This is a genomic window from Shigella sp. SIG6 (assembly GCF_053555815.1).
This window is the reverse complement of sequence record NZ_JBQZXC010000205.1, coordinates 1-3,986: the sequence shown is the minus strand read 5'-3', so window position 1 is coordinate 3,986 and position 3,986 is coordinate 1. Positions and strand designations below refer to the sequence as shown.

Below are 3,986 nucleotides of genomic sequence, written 5' to 3'. Positions count from 1 at the left end.
GAATGCCCGGGAATTCTCCTCGGTGGAAAAAGAAGTCCATTGTGTAGAAACCTCCCGACGATCTGCTTCAGGAAACCAGGCTGCCACAGTTTCGGGAAGAGGGGGGATCTGAAAGTTCTGCCCCCCTTCAGTGATGACTCTGATATGGCGCGAATGTAAATTTTGCGGCAACATCTGGCGTAAAAACAGTCTGTTTTGGTCTGACAGGGAAATACGAAACTGAGGCCCGTTAAAATTTGGAACCGAAGTTTGCTGTATTAAGAATAGCAGAGTTTGATCTGATAAGGGGTTATTTGCAATCTCAATAGTTATATGAGGATCTAAACGAAAAAGATTTGTCGGGATTGTAGTTATTTGGTTGTTTTCAAAATAAAAAAATCTTCTCATGATAATATTTTCTTGGATGTTTGGTAAGTTGCTTAATCTATTGCTATATGCAAAAAGAAGTTGCAGTCTCCTAAGTAAAGGGGGCAGTTCAGTAAGATGGTTGTGCGCAACCTTAAGTATCTTAAGATTAGAAGGCAGAGATGGAAGAGTTTGCAGTTCGTTGTTCCTAACCTCAAGTTTTTTTAAATTCAAGGGTAATGAAGGCAGTGTGGATAACCTATTATACTCTGCGCTTAGTGATTTGATGGAGTCTGGTAATAACGGCAGATTCTCTAATTGATTTTCGGACACATCCAAAGTTATTAGATAATGTGGTAATGCAGATATATGTGTTAAGAAATTATCTCTTGCAATAAGTTCTTTAATATTTTCAGGTAAATCAGTAAGGATGGTTAATTTATTACAGCTCACATCAAGCTTTTTAATGCAAGCAGGGAGTACAGGTAACGAGGAAAGCGCCAAGGCTCGCAGGTCCAGTTTATGCCCCTTAGAGGTAAGACATGCACGAAGTCTTCTTACCGCCTCAGTACGCTGTTCTTCCGGTAACCCCTGTTTCTCCCAATCATCCCATTCGGACAAATAATGGTTGGGGGATGTAATTGTGCTGATATGTGGAAATAAACAGGATGAAATATTTCTGAGCATATTAATTTCTCGCATATGGATATGGAATTAGATTGTGAATAAATTGTATTTAATGTATCTCTCCTAATGAGGAGGGTGTTTCAGAATATTCGCCATAAGGGAATGAGTGTTATATCATGCTTTCTACCCTGGTAAGTATATTTGCTTTTTTCGTATATTTGGTTCATCTTTTTTTGATGTTTTACATATTCACAATGCAGAGGATTTATACCAGAAGACATTAGTCTTGAGTAAGATACTACAACATCTCCAACTATTTTAGCCAGCCTGACTACTTGACTTGGTAATATTTGTTGCTAATAATCATGTATAAAATAAGCTTATATACATAGTAACTTCAGCAAAGGATTTAGTAATGATCAAAATCATATCTCAATGTACTGTTTTTTTCTTTAAAAAAACAGTACATTCTATTTTATAATGACTGTGTATTCCCATGGAAGGAGATCACCCAATTCTCCCCCCCGACTTTTGACGCAGTGTCTTGTTAACAGGGGGATTTACCATGCTTATTGGCTATGTACGCGTATCAACAAATGACCAGAATACCGATCTACAACGTAATGCGTTTATTTGTGCCGGAAGTGAGTTGATTGTTGAGCGAATGGGAAGTTGGCCAGAAGTTGTTATGGCATAGTGTTTACGGTCGTTGATACAGGTAAACAAAAGCGGGGAGAGTCATACTCCCTGAATAGTCGCGAAAATATCTGTGGCATTGTCAAATTCGTGTCGGTGACTAATATTTTAGTAATATGCCATTCGAAATGGAGTGCTAACTTATTGATTTAATTGATGTGCGATATTGTATTTTATCGTGTTTTGTTGTCTGTTTTTTATCCAGTAAGTGTTGTTATATGTATGAAAGATAAGGAATTTATCATTTTTGAGGTGTGTTCATGAAGCAAACAGTTTATATCGCCAGCCCTGAGAGCCAGCAAATTCACGTCTGGAACCTGAATCATGAAGGCGCACTGACGCTGACACAGGTTGTCGATGTGCCGGGGCAGGTGCAGCCGATGGTGGTCAGCCCGGACAAACGTTATCTCTATGTTGGTGTTCGCCCTGAGTTTCGCGTCCTGGCGTATCGTATTGCCCCGGACGATGGCGCACTGACCTTTGCCGCAGAGTCTGTGCTGCCGGGTAGTCCGACGCATATTTCCACCGATCACCAGGGGCAGTTTGTCTTTGTAGGTTCTTACAATGCGGGTAACGTGAGCGTAACGCGTCTGGAAGATGGCCTGCCAGTGGGCGTCGTCGATGTGGTCGAGGGGCTGGACGGTTGCCATTCCGCCAATATCTCACCGGACAACCGTACGCTGTGGGTTCCGGCATTAAAGCAGGATCGCATTTACCTGTTTACGGTCAGCGATGATGGTCATCTGGTGGCGCAGGACCCTGCGGAAGTGACTACCGTTGAAGGGGCCGGCCCGCGTCATATGGTATTCCATCCAAACGAACAATATGCGTATTGCGTCAATGAGTTAAACAGCTCAGTGGATGTCTGGGAACTGAAAGATCCGCACGGCAATATCGAATGTGTCCAGACGCTGGATATGATGCCGGAAAACTTCTCCGACACCCGTTGGGCGGCTGATATTCATATCACCCCGGATGGTCGCCATTTATACGCCTGCGACCGTACCGCCAGTCTGATTACCGTTTTCAGCGTTTCGGAAGATGGCAGCGTGTTGAGTAAAGAAGGCTTCCAGCCAACGGAAACCCAGCCGCGCGGCTTCAATGTTGATTACAGCGGCAAGTATCTGATTGCCGCTGGGCAAAAATCTCACCACATCTCGGTATACGAAATTGTTGGCGAGCAGGGGCTACTGCATGAAAAAGGCTGCTATGCGGTCGGGCAGGGACCAATGTGGGTGGTGGTTAACGCACACTAACCGCTGATTTAACCGGCGCAGTCTCTCCTGCGCCGGTGTATTAACTTATCTCCTGTAACGCATGTCTCTGGCGTTCGACGATATTGGTCCACAAATTGTCTTTATCGTTAGTCCACAAATTAATCAGCAAGGCAAAAAAGCGTTCAGCTGCCGGAGAAAGCACGGCATCTTTGCGGCGAATAATCCCCAATGTCCGACGTATAACGGGTTCCACCAGTGGGATACCAATAATCGAAGAATAGGGCGCATGGGGCATTGCCAGACCAGGAAGCGCCGAAATCCCCAGTCCTGCCTCCACTAGTCCTAATGACGTCGAAAGATGACGCACTTCGTAAAACCAGTCCAGCTTCCAGGGCTTGTCGGCTAGCTGTTGTTCTATCAACAATCGGTTGCCGCTGGAGGAACGTACGCCAATCATTTTGTAACCCACTAACTCCTGCCATTCTACAAGCTACTTTTTGGCCAATGGATGGTCACGCCGACAGGCCAGCACGAATGGCTCGTTGACCAGTGGGGTAAAATCAATGGATGAATTTGTGACGTTGTTCATGTTTATGCCAAAGTCTGATTCGTTACACAGCACCGATTCCATGCAATTATTCGTGCCTTGTTCCAGAATCCGCACTTTAATATTGGGATACAGCTCATTAAATTTACCGATTGCCAGCGGTAAAAAATAAAATACTGCGGTCGGAATACACGCTAATGTCACCATACCACGATGATAAGCATTCATATCACGAATATTAAAAAGCGTTTCATCGAATTTCTTTATTAATTCCCGCGCCTCCGGGAGCAACCTTTTTCCTGCTTTTGTTAACGTAACCTTGCGAGTTGTACGCTCAAATAGTTGAATATGTAAATCTTCCTCCATCTTTTTTATTCTTCGCGTTAATGCAGGTTGCGTAATATTGAGTAATTTAGCGGCATTGTTAAATGAACTGGACTCTGCCAGTATGACAAATGCCTTCATACTTGATAATTCATGCATCATTATTACTCCGGAAAATGGAAGCGACGATTTTGGGGGGCTGGTCGTTAAAAATTTTAACTGCATTTAGC

At 43.7% G+C, this 3,986-nt stretch carries 2 protein-coding genes and 2 pseudogenes; 2 read left to right on the top strand and 2 right to left on the bottom strand.

Features of this window, described 5'->3' with window-relative positions; all coding sequences use genetic code 11:
• A partial coding sequence (locus ACUU1M_RS19235; protein WP_449144747.1) for a leucine-rich repeat domain-containing protein occupies positions 1 to 1,047 on the bottom strand: 1,047 nt, incomplete at its 3' end.
• A 490-nt stretch (positions 1,048 to 1,537) separates the two neighbouring features.
• Here ACUU1M_RS19235 and ACUU1M_RS19230 point away from each other — a divergent pair.
• Together ACUU1M_RS19230 and pgl are read left to right on the top strand one after the other, a co-directional pair.
• Positions 1,538 to 1,633 (top strand): annotated as a pseudogene (locus ACUU1M_RS19230) (DNA invertase); the annotation flags it as partial.
• A 295-nt stretch (positions 1,634 to 1,928) separates the two neighbouring features.
• Positions 1,929 to 2,924: a 6-phosphogluconolactonase gene (pgl, locus tag ACUU1M_RS19225; RefSeq protein WP_000815446.1), complete on the top strand. Its 996-nt coding sequence runs from the start codon at positions 1,929 to 1,931 to the stop codon at positions 2,922 to 2,924.
• Positions 2,925 to 2,964: 40 nt separating this feature from the next.
• Here the strand turns inward: pgl and ACUU1M_RS19220 are convergent.
• A pseudogene (locus tag ACUU1M_RS19220) lies at positions 2,965 to 3,918 on the bottom strand (LysR family transcriptional regulator).
• Positions 3,919 to 3,986: the final 68 nt, after the last annotated feature.

Coding starts and splice junctions, on each gene's coding strand:
- pgl (WP_000815446.1), top strand. CDS start 1,929: ATGAAGCAAACAGTTTATATCGCCAGCCCTGAGAGCCAGCAAATTCAC.